The organism is Microbacterium sp. (genome assembly GCF_046295495.1).
Lineage (GTDB): Bacteria > Actinomycetota > Actinomycetes > Actinomycetales > Microbacteriaceae > Microbacterium.
On sequence record NZ_JBKBNC010000001.1, the window covers coordinates 1 to 15,414 of the forward strand.

Here is a 15,414-nt window from a genome sequence, read left to right on the forward strand (position 1 = left end):
CTTGGGACAAGGCCTCGCGTAGGGTCATGCCCCCTCTTTACCCCAAGGCCGCATATCGGTCAAGTCTGGCTTCCCCCCCCCCGGGGGTGCGGGGGGGGGCGCCCGGCGGGACGGGGTGCCGGGGGAGCTGCACGAGCGGGGGAGGGGGGGGTGCGCCCCCGCCCCGGCGGGGCGGCGAGACCCCGCGTCGACCGCCGAAGCGGTGAGTTGGGTGGTCATGACCGGTGTCCTCAGCGGGAGGCGGCGGCGTTGACCGCGTCGACGATGCCCTGCGGGCTGCCCTTGCCGGCGAACATGTCCACGACGGCCACGTTCAGCGCGTTGCCGACGTTCTGGCCGTACAGGGTGTCGAGCCAGACCGAGACGTAAGGCGCCTCGGTGTAGGCCTCGAGCGCCGACTGCAGCGCGGGGGTGGTGACCGCCGCCGTCGCCTCGCTCGAGGCGGGGATGGTCTGGAACGCCTCGGCGTACGCTTCCTGGTTCTCCTGGTTCACGAGGAAGTTGAGGACGTCGGTGCACTGCGCGGGAGCGTCGACCCAGCACGAGTAGCCGTCGACGCCGCCCATGATGGCGCCGGGCTCACCGTCACCGCCGGGGACCTCGGGGAAGGGGAACCAGCCGAGGTCGGCCAGGGGCTGCTCGTCGGGGGTCAGCGAGGCGATCACGCCCGGGTTCCACGCACCCATGAGCTCCATCGCGGCCTGGTGGTTGGCGAGCAGACCCGCCGACGAGCCGGCGCCCTGCTGGGCGGCGGTGGTGAGGAAGCCCTCGTTGAACGGCTCGGTCGCGAGGAACGACTGCAGGTTCTCGCCCGCCTCGATCCAGCACGGGTCGTCGAAGCTGCGGCTCTCGGCGGCGGCGTCGAGGGTGTCCTTCGTGCACGCGCGGAGGGCGAAGTTGTAGTACCAGTGCGCGGCGGGCCACGCATCTTTGGCGCCCACGGCGATCGGGGCGACCCCGGTCGCGCGGATCTTGGCGTTGGCCGCTTCCAGCTCGTCGATCGTGGCGGGCGGTGTCGTCACGCCGGCGGCGGTGAGGAGGTCCTGCGAGGTGAAGATGCCCGAGGGGAGCACGGCGACCGGCATGCCGTAGTTCTTGCCGTCGACCTCGAAGGCGTCGAGCGAGGTGCCGAGGGCGGTCTTGACGTCCGCGGAGATCTTGTCGGTGAGGTCCATGGCCTGCCCGGCCGTGACGATGTCGGCGAGCTTGCCGCCGCCGCGCGCCATGAACAGGTCGGGGGCGTCGCCGGAGTTGAGGGCGGTCTGCAGCTTGCCGTCCATCTCCTCGTTCTGCACGGCCTGGATCTCGATCGTGACGTCGGGGTTGGCCGCCGTGAACGCCGCGGCGGTGTCCTCCCAGTACTTCTTGCCGTCGCCCGTGGTGGAGTTGTGCCAGAGCGTCAGGGTGACGCTGCCGTCGGCGTTCTGCCCGCCGCCGCCGCCCGCGGCGCAGCCGCCGAGCGCGAGGGTGCCGGCGACGGCGAGGGCCGCTCCGGCGATGATCTTGCGCGTGTTCATGTGATTCCCGTTTCTCTTCGTCGAGGTGCGTCGTCGCGGACGCGTCGGTTGTCCGGCCGCTCTGCCGTCGGTTCACTGCCGTGCGTTCACGGTCGTGCGTCACGGCCGTTCTTTCACTCGCCCCGGGGTCTGCTGCCCGCCGAGGTGTGAGCAGTGTCGCCCGGATCCCGCGGGGTCGTCAAACGTTTTCGAAAATGATTTCCACGCTAGGGTCGGATGCCATGACGAGGCGCGCCACCATCCACGACGTCGCCGCGGCGGCCGGTGTCTCGGTGGCCACGGTGTCGAAAGCCGTCAATGGTCGCTACGGCGTGTCGCCCGAGACGGTGGGGCGCGTGCTCGACGCCGTGAAGACCCTCGGCTACGAGTCCAGCCTCGTCGCGAGCAGCATGCGCTCGCGTCGTACCGGGGTGATCGGCGTTCTCGTGGCCGACATCGAGCCGTTCTCGGCCGAGATCCTCAAGGGCGTCGGTGGCGCTCTCAGCGACACCGGATACGACCTGCTCGCCTACACGGGCGCCCGCCGGGACGGCGACGGCTGGGAACGACGTTCGCTCAGCCGGCTCAGCGGCACGCTCATCGACGCGGCGATCATCGTGACCCCGACGGTGGTCAACGTCTCCAGCGACGTCCCGATCGTGGCGATCGACCCGCACACGGGGCGGGGAGACGTCCCCACGGTCGAATCCGACAGCTTCACCGGCGCGCAGCAGGCGGTGCACTACCTCGTGCAACTCGGGCACCGCCGCATCGGGTTCATCGCCGGCCGCCCCGACCTGCGCTCGGCGGTGGCACGCGCGTCGGGGTACCGCGCGGGACTGTCGGCCGCCGGCATCCCGTTCGATCCGGCCCTCGTCGGCGTCGGCCGCTACGAGCAGGACGTCGCGCGCGAAGCCGCTCACGCCATGCTTTCGCTGGCCGACCCGCCGACCGCGGTGTTCGCCGCCAACGACCTGTCGGCGCTGTCGATCGTGGAGGTCGCCACCGAGCGCGGACTGCGCGTGCCCGAGGATCTCTCGGTCGTCGGCTTCGACGACGTGCCCGAGGCCGCGCGCGCCCAGCCCGCCCTGACCACCGTGCGTCAGCCGATGAAGCGCCTCGGGGTCGAGGCCGTGCGCATCGTGCTGGCCCTGCTCGCCGGCGACGACCTGCCCGAGACGCACGTGCAGCTGCCCACGCGGCTGGTGGCGCGCGGCACGACGGCCCCGCCGCCCGCGCGCTGAGTCGCGGCGGCGCCGCCCGCATCCGGTGCGGCCCGCGGCGTGCCGGACTCCGGAGTCTTCCCGCCGTATCGAGTACCTGCCGCCGCGCTGACGCCCGGCCCGGCGGTTTTCTCCGGAGCCCGGCACACGGCCGGCGTCCGGTGCGCTCGAGCGGGGCGCGGTGCGTCGCGCGGGAGAGGGAAAGGGCCCGCACCGCCCGTCGCGCGCCGTGCGGCCCCGCGGCTCCGGTACCGTCGAAGAATGCCTACCGCCAGCAGCAAAGACGACGAGGTCGACCTCCTCATCGACGCGTGGTCGCAGTTGCTGCCCGAGGTCGACCTGACGCCCCTCGACGTGATGTCGCGCCTGCGCCGCGCGGCCTTCCACCTGTCGAAGCTGCGCGCCAAGGCCTTCGCCAGCGCCGACATCGCCGTGTGGGAGTTCGACGTGCTGGCCGTGCTCCGCCGAGCGGGCACCGAACTCAGCGCGACGCGGCTGATCACGGCCACCATGATCGGCAGCGCGGCGATGACCAACCGCCTCGACAAGCTCGCCGACCGGGGCCTCGTGCACCGCCGGCCGAACCCGTCCGACGGGCGGGCGATCCTCGTCGCGATCACGGCCGAGGGCATCGAACGCGTGGATGCCGCGATGACCGAACTCGTGCGGCTCGAGGCCGAGGCGCTGCGCGACGTCAGCCGCGCCGACCAGGCCCTGCTGGCCAGCGCGCTGCGCGTGCTCGCCGCGGGCGAGACGCACGAGGCGTGATCGACCTCCTCGATACGCTGGCGCGCCGGCCCGTCGTCCTCGACGGCGGTCTCGGGACCCTGCTGGCGGCCCGGGGCAACGACGTCACCTCCGAGCTGTGGTCGGCGCGGGTGCTGCGCGACGAGCCCGCCGAGGTGCGCGCGGCCCACGCCGCGTTCGTCGAGGCGGGCGCCGAGGTCGTGATCACCGCCTCGTACCAGCTCGGTTTCGGAGGGGCCATCCCGGATGCCGACGTCGAGACGCTCCTGCGCCGCTCGGTGACGCTCGCCCGCGAGGCGGGCGACGCCGTGGTCGCGGCATCCGTGGGTCCGGTGGGCGCGCTCCGCGCCGACGGCAGCGAGTACACCGGCGCGTACGGGCTCACCGTCGACGAGCTGCGCATCGCCCACCGCCGGCGTCTCGGTGTGCTCGCCGACGCGGGGGCCGATCTGCTCGCCGTGGAGACCATCCCCTCGCCCCTCGAGGTCGAGGCGCTCGCCCGCGAGCTCGCCGCCCTCGACATCCCCGCCTTCGTCAGCCTCTCCGCGGACAGCACCGGGTACGGCGAACCCGGGTCGCTCGCCGCGGCGCTGGACACCGCGGCATCCGTCGCGTCGGTGGTCGCGGTGGGCGTCAACTGCTGCGCGCCCGACAGCGTGCCCGGCGCCCTGGCCCGGACCCCCGGCATCCCGCTCGTCGCCTACCCTAACTCGGGGGAGCGGTGGGATGCCGAGTCCCGCGCGTGGCGTGGGGGAGCCGAGCCGCTGGCCGGGGCAGCCCCCGCCTGGGTGGCCGCGGGCGCGCGTCTGGTGGGTGGCTGCTGCCGCACGACGCCCGCCGACATCGCCGCGATCGCGGCGGCGGTCGCCGCCCCGGCGCGCTGAGGCGCGCCGACGGCCCGCGTTCTGCTTCCGCGAGCCCGCGCCGCGCGGTGGCGTGTGGGTCACGCGGTGAGGAGACACGCTGTGCGATCGAGCGGGGGTCAGGCGTCCGCCCGCGGGTGCCGCACGTCGGTGAGCAGCTGCAGCTCCTCGGGCGTCCAGCCGTGGGCGTCGCGCATGCGAGCGCGGAGGGTCGCTCCGGCGCGCGGCAGGGAGGTCTCGACGCCGTGCGTCGCCTCCACGACGTGCGGGTCGAGGTCCCGCGCCGCGCGCCGCAGCTCGACCAGCAGGGCGCGTACGCGATCGGTGCCGTAGGCCGCGGCCGCGAGATCCCAATCGCCGATGGCCACCCGGGTGCGCCGCGGAGAGGGAGTGGAGCGGATGCGTATCGCCGGGGCCCCCGCCAGGGCCACCGAAACGCCGACCGACAGCATCGCCACGACGGACACCCCCACCGCCACCGACGGTCCGAACGGCTCGCCCTCGGCGGCCACCCCGCCCGCGACACCGGTGAGAGCGATCAGATAGACGAGGCAGAAGAGCGCGTACCCGCTCATCGTCACGGAGAGGACCCTCATCGACCGACGGGGGATCGTGCGATCACGCGCGGCGAGCACGGCGCACGTCGCGCATGTCGCGGCCAGCAGCCCGGCCCTCACCATCATCGACGCGGCGGCGGGGAGCACCGCGGAACTGATCGCGGTGGTCGAGCCCGCGACGATCGCCAGGATCACCGTCGGGTCGACCCGTCGCGCCGTCGGCGGCCGGACGGCCACGCAGAGCAGGGCGCACGCCAGGACGGCCGACGTGTCCGAGACGATCAGGCTGGCCGGACCCCCGCCGTTGATCCGCACGACGTACATCGCCCCCGCGCCCACCGACAGCACCCCGGTCAACGCCGCCATGCGCAGGAAGGCGGCGGTCCTCGTCGGTTCGCCGATCCTCGGCAGGATGACGCCGAAAAGGCCGGCCGCCAGCCCGACGCACATGGCGATGAGCCCGAACGTCAGCATCATGATTCCCCCCGAGTGCCATCATGCGGGCTGGCCGTCGCGGAGCGCACCCGGACGGTCGCGCTTGACGGCGGGGGAGCGGGCGTGTGACGAGGGAGGCGAGGGGCGTGGATCCGCGGCCGGTCGCCGTTCTGCGCGGGAACCCCGCGGGGGCGCCTCAGTCGAAATCCGCCGCCAACGCGTTGCGGTGGTACTCGAAGATGATGCTGGTGCGCGTGGATGCCACGCTGTGTCGGGCCGAGAGATGATCGACGACGAAACGCCGCACCGCCGAGGAGTCGTCGACGGCGATGTGCACGAGGAAGTCATCGGCGCCGCCGAGGAAGAACAACTGGATGACGTCGGGATGCCGGCGCACCTCGTGCGCGAAGGCGCGGATGCTCTCCTGGCGTTGCCCCGGGCGCAGCGTGACGCCCACGATCGCCTGCAGGCCACGGCCGAGCCGGCTCTGATCCACGGCGGCGTGGAAACCCGTGATGAGGCCGCGCTCGACGAGGGCGCGCAGCCGCGCGTGCGCGGTGGACGGCGCGACGCCGAGGGCCTCGGCCATCGCCGCGTTCGTCATGCGGGCGTCGACGGCGAGCAGGTCGATGATCCGCGCGTCGAGGGGGTGCACATCGTCGTCGGGCATCGCAGATCCTTCGTCGGAGGGGCGCGAGATGGCTCTCGGCATCCGAGGATATCGGCATACCTCCGGTTGTCGCCGAAGCATCTTCGGGGAAACACCACGGAAACGCCCCATTCTGCGATTCTTCCCGCAACGCTGCCCGCTCGAGGAGGAACCATGCGCGTCTCCGTGCCGACCGAGATCAAGAACAACGAGAACCGCGTCGCGATGACGCCCGCGGGGGTCGATGCCCTCGTGCATCGCGGCCACGACGTCCTCGTGCAGGCCGGGGCGGGGGAGGGCAGCGGCTTCGCCGACGAGCAGTACCGCGCCGCCGGCGCCGAGATCGTCGCGACCGCCGACGAGACGTGGGCGCGCGCCGAGCTGCTGGTCAAGGTCAAGGAGCCCATCGCGCCCGAGTACGGCTTCCTCCGCCGCGACCTCACCCTGTTCACCTACCTGCATCTCGCCGCCGACCGGCCGCTGACCGATGCCCTGATGGCCGCAGGGACCACCGCGGTCGCGTACGAGACCGTGCAGACCGCCGATCGCGCGCTCCCGCTCCTCGCGCCGATGAGCGAGGTCGCCGGGCGCCTGTCGATCATCGAGGGCGCCCACCACCTGCTGCGCGCCTCGGGCGGCCGAGGCCTTCTGCCCGGCGGCGTCCCGGGCACTCCTCGGGCGAAGGTCGTGGTGATCGGCGGCGGGGTCGCGGGCGAGCACGCCGCAGCCAACGCCCTCGGCCTCGGCGCGAGGGTCACGGTCATCGACATCTCCCTGCCGAAGCTGCGTCAGCTCGAGGAGCGATTCGGCGGCGCGATCGAGACGCGGGCTTCGACGCGCCTCGAGATCGCGGAACAGCTCGCCGACGCCGACCTCGTCATCGGCTCGGTGCTCATCCCCGGCGCGGCCGCTCCGAAACTCGTGACCGACGACATGGTCGCGACGATGAAGCCCGGCGCCGTGCTCGTGGACATCGCGATCGACCAGGGCGGATGCTTCGAGGGCTCGCGGCCCACCACCCACGACGCTCCCACGTTCCGCGTGCACGAGACGCTGTACTACTGCGTCGCCAACATGCCCGGCGCGGTTCCGCACACCTCCACGCGCGCCCTGTCGAACGCCACCCTGCCGTACATCACGCGCATCGCCGACGCCGGTTGGGAGGCCGCGGCATCCGCCGATCCGGCCCTCGCGAAGGGCCTGAACGTGCGCGCCGGCGTCGTGGTGAACGAGGGCGTGCGCGCCGCGTTCGATCTCTGAGCGCGCGGGCGGAACGCGTCACTCTCTTCGCGTCACCCCGAGTGCACGTCCAGAACACCCGGAGGAGCATGAACGTCGTCCGGCTGTTCCGAACGCGCACGCGACTCCCGGCCGACGCACCGGTCAGGCGGGCGCAGCGGCTCAGCCCCGCACCCAGGCGTAGGTAATCTCGGGGCGGCCCTGGCCGCCGTAGCGCGGTTCGCGGCGCACGCGCCCGACGTCGGCGAGGTGTTCGAGGTAGCGACGGGCGGTGACTCGCGACATGCCCTCGCGCTCGCCCACCTCGGTCGAGGAGACGGCCCCGGATGCCGTGCGCACGCGCTCGGCCACGGCCTGCAGCGTCTCGTCGCTGAGGCCCTTCGGCATGCTCGGCGCCGCGACGGTGCGCAGCGACCCGAGAAGCGCGTCCACCTCCGACTGCGTCGCCTCTCCGGCGGCGCGGTCGAGCCCCTCCACGTACGCGCGATAGGCCTCGAGGCGTTCGCGGAACGCCGCGAAGGCGAAGGGCTTGATGAGGTACTGCACGACGCCGATCGACACCGCGGCGCGCACCGTCGCGGCATCCCGCACCGCCGTGACCGCGATGATGTCGACGCGCGACCCCATCGCGCGCACCCGGCGGGCGACGTCCAGGCCCGCGCCGTCGGGCATGGTCATGTCCAGCAGCACCAGGTCGAAGCGGCGCGCGGGATCGCTCAGGGCGGTGAGGGCAGCGCGCGCGCCGGCGGCCTGCCCGACGACCTCGAACCCCGGGATGCGGCCGACGTAGGCGGTGTGCAGCTCCAACGCCAGGGCGTCGTCGTCGACGACGAGCACGCGGATCACGAGGTCAACGCCTCGGCGTCGACCGGGAGGAACACCCGCACCGCGGTCGGGTCCGCCCCGAGCTGCAGCGAGCCCCCGCGCGCGGCGACGATGTCGCGGACGAGCGCGAGACCGACCCCGCGGCCGCCCGGGCCCTGCGCGCGCTTGGTCGATGATCCGAAGGCGAAGGGATCGACGAGGGCGGGGTCGAAGCCGGCCCCGCTGTCGGCCACCTCGATCACGACGTCGTCGGCGTTCGCGCGCAGCGTCGCGCGCACCCAGCGCGGTTCGGCGCCCGCGGCGGCGGCATCCAGGGCGTTGTCGACGAGATTGCCCACGATCGTCACCGCCTCCTCCGGGGCGAGCGGCAGCGCGGGCGTCGGCTCGGCGATGTCGAGGTCGAGGCGTACGCCCCGCTCGGCCGCTTCATCGAGCTTGCCGAGCAGCAGCGCCACGACGATCTCGCCTTCGTCGTGCGAGACGAGGCGGTCGGCGAGGTGCTGGCGTCCCCCCGTGGATGCCACGATCAACCGCCGCGCATCGTCGACGCGCCCGAGCTCGAGCAGCGCCAGCAGCGCGTGCAGGCGGTTGCCGTGCTCGTGCGTCTGCGAGCGAAGGGTCTCGCTCAGCGTGCGGACGCCCTCGAGCTCGCCGAGCAGCGCCTGCAGCTCGGAGCGGTCGCGCAGGGTCATCACCCGTCCGCGCTCCGGCGCACGACGACCGGTGAGATCCCGCGCCTCCTCCTGATTGATCAGCAGCGCGCGGTCGCCGTTGACCACGGTCTCCTCGACCATGCGGCGCCCCGTCGAGATGGCCTCGGCGAGAGCGGCGTCCATGTCGATCTCGCTCGGATCCAGCGACACCTGTCCCGTCGTCGCCGGAGGCAGGCCCAGCAGGTCGGCGGCCTCGTCGTTGTAGAGCACGATCCGGCCGTCGCGGTCGGTCACGACGAGCCCCTCGCGCAGGGAGTGCAGCACCGTCTCGTAGCTCTCGACCAGGCGCGACAGTTGCTCCGGCGTGTACGAGCCCGTCACGCGGCGGGCGCTGCGGCGCACGTACAGCGCCCCCAACACGCCGAAGCCGACGATGGCGGCGGATGCCGCGACGATCAGCGGCACGCGAGCGGCGAGGTCCTGCTGCACGGCGCCGAGCGTGACGCCGACCGAGACGAGGCCGACGATCTCCCCGTCTTCGCCGCCGCCCGCGCGGATGGGGGCGATCGTGCGCACGGACGGCCCGAGGGTGCCCTCGTAGACCTCGGTGTACGTGCGGCCCGCGAGTGCCTCCTCGCGGGAACCCAGGTAGGGCTCGCCGAGAGCCGAGCGGTTCCGGTGCGTCAGACGGATGCCGTCGGGCGTCATGACCGTCACGAACGACAGCGATGCCTCGTCGAGGATGTTCTCGATCATGGGCTGCAGCACGTCGGAGTCACGAGCGGCCGTGAGGGTGGCCACGTCGGGCTCGTGGGCGAGGGTCTCTGCCACCGACAGCGTGACCTTCTCGGCCTCGCGCTGCCCCGAGTCGCTGAGCTGCACAGACAGCAGGGCGGCCAGCACGCCGGCGATGAGCACCACGACACCGAGCGAGACCAGCGCCAGGCGCCCACCCACACTCAATCTCATGCCATCGCCCTTCGTCGCGCTCGTCGTGAACAATACGACCACAAATCGCGATCGCGTCGGCCCTCGACCACAGTCATGACATCCACCGGCGGCCCCGCCGGGAAAAACAATGACGTTAGGAAGAGGGGAAAGGCGCTGATGGCTCTCTCACTCCGCACCACCCGGGACGGTCGGCCCCGGAAGAAGATCGACCGCAACCACTGGCTCTACATCGCCGTCATCGTCGCCGTCGTGGCGGGTGTGATCGTCGGTCTCGTCGCTCCGGCGTTCGCCACGGCGCTCGAGCCGGTCGGCAAGGGCTTCGTCAGCCTCATCAAGATGATGATCGCCCCCGTGATCTTCTGCACGATCGTCGTGGGCATCGGCTCGATCGCCAAGGCCTCCACGGTCGGCAAGATCGGCGGCCTCGCGATGGTCTACTTCCTCGTGATGTCGTCGTTCGCGCTCATCATCGGTCTGGTCGTGGGCAACGTCATCCACCCCGGCGAGGGCCTGAACATCACGGGCGCCCAGTACGACGCGCCCGCCGAGGCGACCACCACGCAGGACTTCGTCCTCGGCATCATCCCGACGACGTTCTTCTCGGCGTTCACCGGCGGCAGCATCCTCCAGGTGCTCTTCATCGCCCTCCTCGTCGGCTTCGCGCTGCAGGGAATGGGCGAGCGCGGAGCACGCATGGTCGAGGGCATCCGCAACTTCCAGGTGCTCGTCTTCCGCATCCTCGGCATGATCCTGTGGCTCGCCCCGATCGGCGCCTTCGGAGCGATCGCCGCGGTCGTCGGCAAGACCGGATTCCAGGCGGTCATCAGCCTCGGCATCCTGATGGGCGCGTTCTACCTCACGTGCTTCCTCTTCATCGCCGTGGTGCTCGGCACCCTGCTCTACGTCGTGACCCGCGTGAACATCTTCACGCTGATGAAGTACCTCGGCCGCGAATACCTGCTCATCGTCGGCACCTCCTCGTCGGAGGCCGCACTGCCCCGCCTCATCGCGAAGATGGAGCACCTCGGCGTCTCGAAGCCCGTCGTGGGCATCACCGTGCCGACCGGATACTCGTTCAACCTCGACGGCACCGCCATCTACCTCACAATGGCCTCGCTGTTCATCGCGACCGCCATGGGCTCGCCGATGTCGATCGGTGAGCAGATCGGCCTCATGATCTTCATGATCATCGCCTCCAAGGGCGCCGCGGGCGTCACGGGCGCGGGACTGGCGACCCTCGCCGGTGGCCTCTCCGCCTACCGCCCCGACCTGGTCGACGGCGTCGGCGTGATCGTCGGCATCGACCGCTTCATGTCGGAGGCCCGCGCCGTGACCAACTTCACGGGCAACGCCGTGGCCACGATGCTGATCGGCGTCTGGACCAAGGAGTACGACGGTCAGCGCGTGCGCGAGGTGCTCGCCGGCACGATCCCGTTCGACGAGTCGATGCTGGCCGGCGACGGTCACGACGACTCCCACGGCCGGGCCGTGAACGCCGCGGCGGATGCCAAGCAGGACGCCTCGGTCGCCGCCGGCGCCGGGCCCGTGGGCGCCGTCGACACGCAGACGCTCAACGCCTTCCGTGCCCAGGCGGAGGCGGAGGAGTCGGCTCGGAGCCGCTCGTGAGCCTCGCGCACACCCCGGCGGGGGCGGCTCCGGCCGCCCCCGCCCCCGCGCGCGTGGACCTCGCGCGCACCTGGATGCTGCGCTCTCCGCTGGCGGGTGGGCTCGACACCGCCGCCGACGTGCTCGTGCTCGACCTGGAAGACGGCCTCCCCGCCGGGCGCAAGGCCGAGGGGCGCGACCGCGCCCGCCGCGCCGCCGCCGACGCGCCGGTGTGGCTGCGCATCAGCGCCGCCGGCACGCGCGACGGTCAGGCTGATCTCGCCCTCGGCCGCGAGCTCGACCGCAGCCTCGCCGGGGTCGTGCTGGCGATGTGCGCCGGGCCCGCCGACGTCGCGCACGTCGCCGCGGCCCTTCCCGCCGGCACCCCAATCGTCGCGATGGTCGAATCCGCCGCGGCGTTGCTGGCCGCACCGGCCATCGCCGCGCACCCAGCCACCCGTCGTCTGGCGTTCGGAACCGGTGACTTCCGTCGCGACACCGGAATGGCCGCCGATCGGCTCGCGCTGTCGTGGCCGCGCGCGCAGTTGGTGGTCGCCTCGGCGGCGGCCGGCATCGCCGGCCCCATCGACGGCCCCTGCGGCCCCGTCGACCAGGCCCGGGAGGCCGCCGTGCACGCCGTCGCGATGGGGTTCACCGGCACGCTGGCGCTCCAGGATGCCGCCGTCGCCGGCGCTCACGCCGGCTTCACGCCCGCGCCCGACGAGGTCGAGTCGGCGCGCGCTCTGCTGTCGTCGACGCCCGACGGCCCGGTCGACGGCTCCTACGCCCCGACCCTCGCCCGCGCGCGAGCCCTGGTCGCACGTGCCGAGGCCCTCGCGTCCCTCTGATCCGCGGTTCCGCCCGGCCGTCCTGCCCTAGGTCCGCGAGCCTGTCGAGGGGACGGCGCCACCCGAGGGCGCTCAGCGCCCCTCACACCGCGCCCCACCCGTCGCCGCGTCGACGGAACCACCGCCGTCGCGGGACCGGGGCGTCGATCGCGGCCGCGGCTTCGCGGGCCCGCCGCCGCTCGTTCCACGCCGCTACCTCGGCCCCCACGTCGACCGTGGGGGTGACCACGGGTGGGCCGCCCAGCAGCTGCCTCCGCGCCTCGATCACGCGCCGGTTGAAGTCCTCGACGGCCTCGCGCACGTCGGCTTCCCGCGCGATGGCGTCCAGGCGCTCGGCCATCTCGGCGTGCTCGACCCGCAGGGTCAGGGCGGGAGGGCCGAGACCGGTGAGCTTCTCGGTCTCGATCTTGCGGCGGATCCACCAGTCGGGGTCGTGCGCACCGCCCAGATCGGGCAGGGGCTTGCCCGCCCCGGGGAGGCGGTCGAAATCACCGCGGCGGATGGCCTGCTGTAGCGAGTTCTCGACGAAGGCCGCGCGTTCGGCGGCCGTGGATCCGCGTGCCTGCCCCTCGTCGGCGGGCGGGGGTTCGAGGCCGCTCGCGCGCAGCTGCCGTTCGAGGCGGTAGCGCTCCGCCGACTGCCGGGGATCTTCGCTCACGCGTTGCTCCTCGGCTCACGCTCCAGGCGCTGCAGTCGCTGTCGCGCCATGTCCTGGGCGCGTGGGCCGGAACCGAGGGCGCGCTCGGTGATCCGCAGGATCACGCGCGTGAGCGTCAGCACGGGGAGGGGCCAGCGCCGCACGCCGAGCATCGCGCGGTACGGGCGGGGGATCGTGGCGACGGCGGCGGCGAACAGCACGCGGTACGACAGGCCCATGACCCCCGGGAACGGGGGTTTGCGCAGGAACCGCACCACATCGGCCACGCGCTCGTCGCCGCGCAGCTCGCCCCGTTCGCGGAAGCCGTCGATCTCCGCCCGCAGGGCGTCGCGCGTGAGGGGCGGGTCGACGACCCGCATGAGGCGTCCGGCCGTGGCCCAGTCGGCCACGTAGGCGTCGGCACCCCCCGGGATGGGCAGGCGCGACACCTCGTGGCCGGCGAGGAACGCATCGGTGAAGGCCAGATGCACCCAGCGCACCAGGTCGGCGGCCTCGGCGGAATACGCCCGCTCCGCGCCGTCCCCGGCGCGGTACTCGCCCTTCACGCGCTGATGGAACCGCCCCACGCGCGCGGTCTCGGCATCCGCCTGCGTCCGCGATCCGTACGTCAGCGTGATCACCCAGCGCACGGTTCCGGTGAGGCGGCCGATGGGGTCCTCGCGGTAGCGCGACCAGTCGTGCACCCCCGCGAGAGCGCCGGGGTGCAGGGCCTGCAGCAAGAGGGCCCGGATGCCGGCCACCAGCGTGCCCATCCCGGCGTGGACGGTCCACGCGGGACCGTTCTCGACGAAATAGCCGGTGTCGTCGCCGTCGGCGATCGCGCGCACGTACGGGGCCATGCCGGTGGGATCACCGGCGAGGGCGACGAGGATCTTCCCGCGCAGCGACTGGATCCAGTCGGGCGCGGAGGAGGAGGTCGCGTCGGTCACCCCTCCAGCGTGCCACCGTTCGCGGGCACGGGCTCCGGGATGCTTCGGCGCCGTGAGGACCGCCGGGTCGAGGGGTCAGTGCCCGTCGTGCGTGACGACCGGGACGGTGCCGTCGTCGCGCAGCAGCACGGCATCCTGTGTCGCGCCGAGTGCGGGGGTGACCAGCACGGCGATCACCGCGGCGGCGACCAGGAGGCCGACGACGCTGATGGGCTGGGCCGTACGCTCCGGCGAGCCGGCGCGGCGACGGCGGCGCAGATGCACCGCGACCGTGGCGCCGACGACGACGAGCAGAACGGATGCCGCGGCCACACCGATGATGCTGGTGTGCGCCGGGGCGACGAACATCAGGGCGGCGGTCGCGACGAGCGCCACGAGAGCGCCCGCGAGGGTCGCCCGAGGGACGACGAGTCGCCCGGTGGACAGGGCCGCCGCCCCCCATGCGAGGGAGGCGAGGCCGAGGACGACCATCCCGATTCCGAGGCCGCTTGCGGCGACCCCGGAATCGGCATGGACGATCGCGCCCGCGCCGAGGGCGGCGATGATGAGGCCGGCCCCCCACGCGGATACGGAGGGCCACGACCGCACGAAGGTCGCGGCGTTCACGCTCAGACCGCCGCGGTGCGGGGGACGTTGCGCTCGGTGCCGAGGCCGACACCCAGCAGCACGACGGCGCTGGCGAGGTGCAGGAAGTGGTCGGCCGTGTTCAGCGCGAGGATGTTCGCGGCCGTGCCGACCAGGAAGAAGCCGACGATGCCGAGCAGCAGGTAGACCGCGCCGACGGTGGTGTTGACGCCCTTGGCCGCGCGAGCGTTCGCGAGACCCGCGATCAGCAGTGCCGCACCGATCAGAAGGTGGGCGATGTTGTGCAGCGGGTTGACCTCGAAGATGCCGAGGAGCAGGCCGCCCTCGTTCGCGATGAATCCGACGCCGCCGGTGACGGCGAAGCCGAGCAGACCGACGAGAAGGTAGACGGCACCGAAGACGGTGGCCACGATGCGGTTGGGTGATGAGCTCACGATGAACCTCCCAGAGTGTTGGCAGCGACCGTCCGGCCGCCTTTCCACATCTTCGGAGACAATGCGCCCATCGGATTGGCCTTTGCGCCTCCCCCCGCCATCCGGTAGAACCCGGAAACGACAGAAGGCCCCCGAGTACTCTCCGAGGCCCTCCGCAACATCCCCGACGATAAACAGGCGCACAGCGCCGCCGTCGGGGATTGCATTTCGCGCACTGTTCGCCTAGGTCGCGTTCTGCCACACTCTGCTCATGCGTTTCGAGACGACCCTCCTCCAGATGGGCAACAACACCGGGATCGAGGTACCCGCCGAGGTCGTCGAAGCCCTGGGGGGAGGAAAGCGCGCTGCGGTCACGGTGAACGTGAACGGGTACGTCTTCCCGAGCACGCTCGGGGTGATGGGCGGTCGCTCGCTCATCCCCTTCTCCGCCGACAAGCGCACGGCCACCGGGCTGTCGGGCGGCGATCCCCTCACCGTGGAGCTGACGCGGGACACCGCCCCGCGCACGGTCGAGGTGCCCGACGACCTCGCGGCGGCCCTCGGCGAGGCCGACGTGCGCGGCGCCTTCGACGCGCTGGCCCCCAGCGCCCGCAAGGCGCACGTCACCGCCGTCGAGAGCGCGAAGGCCGTCGAGACCCGCTCGCGCCGGATCGCGGCGATCGTGTCGAAGCTCGCCTGACCACGCCGTGCGCCCCGGGCGATAGCCTGGAGCGGGAG

The 15,414-nt window shown here is 72.6% G+C and carries 16 protein-coding genes; 7 read left to right on the forward strand and 9 right to left on the reverse strand.

Annotation, left to right across the window (positions count from 1 at the left end):
• Positions 1-230 precede the first annotated feature (230 nt).
• Positions 231-1,517 (reverse strand): extracellular solute-binding protein, encoded by a 1,287-nt coding sequence (locus tag ACK4LS_RS00005; RefSeq protein WP_409711820.1) that lies wholly within the window; start codon positions 1,515-1,517, stop codon positions 231-233.
• Between the two features lie 221 nt (positions 1,518-1,738).
• Here ACK4LS_RS00005 and ACK4LS_RS00010 point away from each other — a divergent pair, with 221 nt between their 5' ends.
• The 3 genes from ACK4LS_RS00010 to mmuM all read left to right on the forward strand — a co-directional run bounded on the left by ACK4LS_RS00010 (position 1,739) and on the right by mmuM (position 4,350).
• Complete coding sequence (locus tag ACK4LS_RS00010) at positions 1,739-2,740, forward strand: LacI family DNA-binding transcriptional regulator (protein ID WP_409711822.1); 1,002 nt, start codon at positions 1,739-1,741, stop codon at positions 2,738-2,740.
• A gap of 240 nt (positions 2,741-2,980) precedes the next feature.
• Positions 2,981-3,487, forward strand: coding sequence for a MarR family winged helix-turn-helix transcriptional regulator (locus ACK4LS_RS00015; RefSeq protein WP_409711824.1), 507 nt, complete (start codon positions 2,981-2,983; stop codon positions 3,485-3,487).
• Positions 3,484-4,350: a homocysteine S-methyltransferase gene (gene mmuM, locus ACK4LS_RS00020; protein WP_409711826.1), complete on the forward strand. Its 867-nt coding sequence runs from the start codon at positions 3,484-3,486 to the stop codon at positions 4,348-4,350. The genes ACK4LS_RS00015 and mmuM overlap by 4 nt, the downstream gene beginning before the upstream one ends.
• Positions 4,351-4,448: 98 nt before the next feature.
• Here mmuM and ACK4LS_RS00025 read toward each other — a convergent pair whose 3' ends face one another.
• Complete coding sequence (locus tag ACK4LS_RS00025; protein WP_409711828.1) at positions 4,449-5,363, reverse strand: hypothetical protein; 915 nt, start codon at positions 5,361-5,363, stop codon at positions 4,449-4,451.
• Between the two features lie 154 nt (positions 5,364-5,517).
• On the reverse strand, positions 5,518-5,991 hold the full coding sequence (locus ACK4LS_RS00030) for an Lrp/AsnC family transcriptional regulator (protein WP_409711830.1): 474 nt from the start codon (positions 5,989-5,991) through the stop codon (positions 5,518-5,520).
• Positions 5,992-6,144: 153 nt separating this feature from the next.
• On the opposite strand from ACK4LS_RS00030, the gene ald reads away from it, so the two are divergent.
• The gene (gene ald / locus ACK4LS_RS00035; protein WP_409711832.1) at positions 6,145-7,230 is read left to right on the forward strand and encodes an alanine dehydrogenase; all 1,086 of its coding nucleotides are present in this window, start codon (positions 6,145-6,147) and stop codon (positions 7,228-7,230) included.
• 141 nt (positions 7,231-7,371) lie between these two features.
• Here the strand turns inward: ald and ACK4LS_RS00040 are convergent, their stop codons facing one another.
• Both ACK4LS_RS00040 and ACK4LS_RS00045 read right to left on the reverse strand, forming a co-directional pair.
• Complete coding sequence (locus tag ACK4LS_RS00040) at positions 7,372-8,055, reverse strand: response regulator (protein ID WP_409711834.1); 684 nt, start codon at positions 8,053-8,055, stop codon at positions 7,372-7,374.
• Positions 8,052-9,656 (reverse strand): ATP-binding protein, encoded by a 1,605-nt coding sequence (locus ACK4LS_RS00045; protein ID WP_409711836.1) that lies wholly within the window; start codon positions 9,654-9,656, stop codon positions 8,052-8,054. Before ACK4LS_RS00045 ends, ACK4LS_RS00040 begins: the two co-directional genes overlap by 4 nt.
• A 138-nt stretch (positions 9,657-9,794) precedes the next feature.
• On the opposite strand from ACK4LS_RS00045, the gene ACK4LS_RS00050 reads away from it, so the two are divergent.
• Together ACK4LS_RS00050 and ACK4LS_RS00055 are read left to right on the forward strand one after the other, a co-directional pair.
• A complete protein-coding gene (locus tag ACK4LS_RS00050; protein ID WP_409711838.1) occupies positions 9,795-11,264 on the forward strand; it encodes a cation:dicarboxylate symporter family transporter in 1,470 nt (489 codons plus the stop codon).
• Complete coding sequence (locus tag ACK4LS_RS00055; RefSeq protein ID WP_409711840.1) at positions 11,261-12,091, forward strand: aldolase/citrate lyase family protein; 831 nt, start codon at positions 11,261-11,263, stop codon at positions 12,089-12,091. The genes ACK4LS_RS00050 and ACK4LS_RS00055 overlap by 4 nt, the downstream gene beginning before the upstream one ends.
• Positions 12,092-12,173: 82 nt before the next feature.
• Here the strand turns inward: ACK4LS_RS00055 and ACK4LS_RS00060 are convergent, their stop codons facing one another.
• From ACK4LS_RS00060 to ACK4LS_RS00075, 4 genes are all read right to left on the reverse strand, one after another.
• The gene (locus tag ACK4LS_RS00060; protein WP_409711842.1) at positions 12,174-12,749 is read right to left on the reverse strand and encodes a DUF1992 domain-containing protein; all 576 of its coding nucleotides are present in this window, start codon (positions 12,747-12,749) and stop codon (positions 12,174-12,176) included.
• Entirely contained in the window at positions 12,746-13,678 is a 933-nt protein-coding gene (locus tag ACK4LS_RS00065) for an oxygenase MpaB family protein (RefSeq protein WP_409711844.1), read from the reverse strand. Before ACK4LS_RS00065 ends, ACK4LS_RS00060 begins: the two co-directional genes overlap by 4 nt.
• Before the next feature lie 75 nt (positions 13,679-13,753).
• Positions 13,754-14,284, reverse strand: a complete 531-nt coding sequence (locus tag ACK4LS_RS00070; RefSeq protein WP_409711846.1) for a hypothetical protein — start codon at positions 14,282-14,284, stop codon at positions 13,754-13,756.
• Positions 14,285-14,286: 2 nt separating this feature from the next.
• Positions 14,287-14,697 carry a DUF4383 domain-containing protein gene (locus tag ACK4LS_RS00075; RefSeq protein WP_409711848.1) on the reverse strand — a complete coding sequence of 137 codons (411 nt, stop codon included), beginning with the start codon at positions 14,695-14,697 and terminating at the stop codon, positions 14,287-14,289.
• Positions 14,698-14,947: 250 nt separating this feature from the next.
• Here ACK4LS_RS00075 and ACK4LS_RS00080 point away from each other — a divergent pair, with 250 nt between their 5' ends.
• Positions 14,948-15,376, forward strand: coding sequence for a YdeI/OmpD-associated family protein (locus ACK4LS_RS00080; protein ID WP_409711850.1), 429 nt, complete (start codon positions 14,948-14,950; stop codon positions 15,374-15,376).
• The last annotated feature ends 38 nt before the right edge of the window (positions 15,377-15,414 follow it).

Excerpts from the sequence above, each read along its gene's own strand:
- ACK4LS_RS00005 (WP_409711820.1), bottom strand. The coding sequence starts at position 1,517 with ATGAACACGCGCAAGATCATCGCCGGAGCGGCCCTCGCCGTCGCCGGC.
- ACK4LS_RS00010 (WP_409711822.1), top strand. The coding sequence starts at position 1,739 with ATGACGAGGCGCGCCACCATCCACGACGTCGCCGCGGCGGCCGGTGTC.
- ACK4LS_RS00015 (WP_409711824.1), top strand. The coding sequence starts at position 2,981 with ATGCCTACCGCCAGCAGCAAAGACGACGAGGTCGACCTCCTCATCGAC.
- ACK4LS_RS00025 (WP_409711828.1), bottom strand. The coding sequence starts at position 5,363 with ATGATGCTGACGTTCGGGCTCATCGCCATGTGCGTCGGGCTGGCGGCC.
- ACK4LS_RS00030 (WP_409711830.1), bottom strand. The coding sequence starts at position 5,991 with ATGCCCGACGACGATGTGCACCCCCTCGACGCGCGGATCATCGACCTG.
- ald (WP_409711832.1), top strand. The coding sequence starts at position 6,145 with ATGCGCGTCTCCGTGCCGACCGAGATCAAGAACAACGAGAACCGCGTC.
- ACK4LS_RS00045 (WP_409711836.1), bottom strand. The coding sequence starts at position 9,656 with ATGAGATTGAGTGTGGGTGGGCGCCTGGCGCTGGTCTCGCTCGGTGTC.
- ACK4LS_RS00050 (WP_409711838.1), top strand. The coding sequence starts at position 9,795 with ATGGCTCTCTCACTCCGCACCACCCGGGACGGTCGGCCCCGGAAGAAG.
- ACK4LS_RS00080 (WP_409711850.1), top strand. The coding sequence starts at position 14,948 with ATGCGTTTCGAGACGACCCTCCTCCAGATGGGCAACAACACCGGGATC.